This window comes from Streptomyces sp. NPDC005574, from assembly GCF_040605435.1.
GTDB lineage: Bacteria > Actinomycetota > Actinomycetes > Streptomycetales > Streptomycetaceae > Streptomyces.
This window is the reverse complement of the sequence record NZ_JBEXCW010000331.1, coordinates 1-1,364: the sequence shown is the minus strand read 5'-3', so window position 1 is coordinate 1,364 and position 1,364 is coordinate 1. Positions and strand designations below refer to the sequence as shown.

Here is a 1,364-nt window from a genome sequence, read left to right as displayed (position 1 = left end):
CCCGCCGCCCGGTAACGGATCTTGTAGAGATGAGGACACTTCGACCACCGCGACCGCGGATGCCCACACTCCTTAAAAAACGAACCCATCCCACGAACCAAAGAAACCAATACAAATCCTAACAATTTAAAACCATCCCCGGAACCGTTGATAATTGCTACGACTCCACACGCTGCTGCTTAATCCACACTTCTAGCTCTGACCGCCTAAAACGAATCTTTGCATTAGAGCCAACACCAAACCGATAGACAGGAATCCCGAGTCGTGCCGCATTCTGATAGAGCCAAGAAACAGATACGCCCAGATAATTGGCCCCTTCCCGCACGTCCATAAAACTAGCGGTCGTGGAATTGACGCGCATTTACACGATCTCGATTCGTCGGTGGGCCTCATTACGCTCCTAAGACTTGTCCCGTAACTGCTGGCCACTGGTGAGATGATCTTGGTGTGGCTGGTGTGATCACGGCGTCGGAGCCGTCCTGGATAGCCCCGTTCACCGGGCTGAGCTCGCGTCAGTTCGGCAAGCTAATCACCGCATTGAGGCGCGAGGGCGCCGACCCGGTCCGCAAGGGCCGGCCCTGGAGCCTGCCGCTGGAGGACCGGGTGCTGCTGGTCGCCGCGTACTGGCGAACCAACCTGACACTGCGCCAACTGGCTCCGCTGTTCGGGGTGTCCAAGTCCGCGGCCGACCGCATCGTCGACCACCTCGGCCCGGCACTGGCCCTCCAGCAACGCAAGCGGTTCGCGAGGAACACCGTGCTGATCGTGGACGGCACCCTGGTCCCCACCCGCGACCACCAGGTCGCCGCACAGTCGAAGAACTACCGGTACTCGACCAACCACCAGGTCGTCATCGACGCCGACACCCGGCTCGTCGTCACCGTCGGCCGGCCTCTGCCCGGCAACCGCAACGACTGCAAGGCATGGGAACTCTCCGGCGCCAAGGCCGCCGTCGGCAAGACCACAGTCATCGCCGACGGCGGCTACCGCGGCACCGGCCTGGTCATCCCGCACCGCCGCGAACCCGGCCAGACCGAACTCCCGGCCTGGAAAGAGGAACACAACACCTCCCACCGCAAAGTCCGCGCCCGCGTCGAGCACGCCTTCGCCCGCATGAAGACCTGGAAGATCCTGCGCGACTGCCGCCTCAAAGGCGACGGCGTCCACCACGCCATGCTCGGCATCGCCCGCCTGCACAACCTCACCCTCGCCGGGTGACAGAGAACCGGCAGGCCACCCAACACGTCAAAGATCATTTACGGGACAACGCTTAGCTTGATCTTTAACGTTCGGCGTCGAATGGCAGGTCGAACTTGATCACTCGGTCCGGTAACTGTCGTACACGGAGGCGGCCTTCGTCTGAA

The 1,364-nt window shown here is 61.7% G+C and carries 2 protein-coding genes; one reads left to right on the top strand and one right to left on the bottom strand.

All coding sequences use genetic code 11. The features are described 5' to 3' along the window. Nucleotides 1-157 precede the first annotated feature (157 nt). On the bottom strand, nt 158-331 hold the full coding sequence (locus tag ABZT03_RS44565) for a helix-turn-helix domain-containing protein (RefSeq protein ID WP_356050065.1): 174 nt from the start codon (nt 329-331) through the stop codon (nt 158-160). A gap of 116 nt (nt 332-447) precedes the next feature. On the opposite strand from ABZT03_RS44565, the gene ABZT03_RS44560 reads away from it, so the two are divergent. After that, a complete protein-coding gene (locus tag ABZT03_RS44560) occupies nt 448-1,218 on the top strand; it encodes a transposase (RefSeq protein WP_356050063.1) in 771 nt (256 codons plus the stop codon). Nucleotides 1,219-1,364 lie beyond the last annotated feature (146 nt).

Coding starts and splice junctions, on each gene's coding strand:
- ABZT03_RS44565 (WP_356050065.1), bottom strand. CDS start 331: ATGGACGTGCGGGAAGGGGCCAATTATCTGGGCGTATCTGTTTCTTGG.